We start from the raw sequence: 269 nt of genomic DNA on the forward strand, positions 1-269 counted from the left end.
TCACTGTTCGGAACTGCCCCATTGGTGATCTACGTAGCACTCTGCAAGCCATGAACAGCGCGTGGCAGCGTCTCAAGGATCGCAAAGAGTTCAGGCCAGTGTTGGGCTGGGTGCGTACCACCGAGGTCACACGCGGCGAGGATGGCAGCGCTCACCCCCATTTCCACGCGCTCTTGATGGTTCCCCCTTCCTGGTTCACCACGCATTACGTTAAACATTCTCGCTGGGTAGAGCTATGGGCCGATGTGATGCGCCTGGACTACCTGCCT

1 protein-coding gene is annotated in these 269 nt (G+C 58.4%); it reads left to right on the forward strand.

Translation table 11 applies throughout. From position 1 onward, the window contains the following. Window positions 1–269: protein rep (locus P0Y67_RS22955; protein ID WP_342393723.1), on the forward strand; the 269-nt coding region annotated here is incomplete at both ends.

The organism is Photobacterium sp. SP02, assembly GCF_038519165.1.
Lineage (GTDB): Bacteria > Pseudomonadota > Gammaproteobacteria > Enterobacterales > Vibrionaceae > Photobacterium > Photobacterium halotolerans.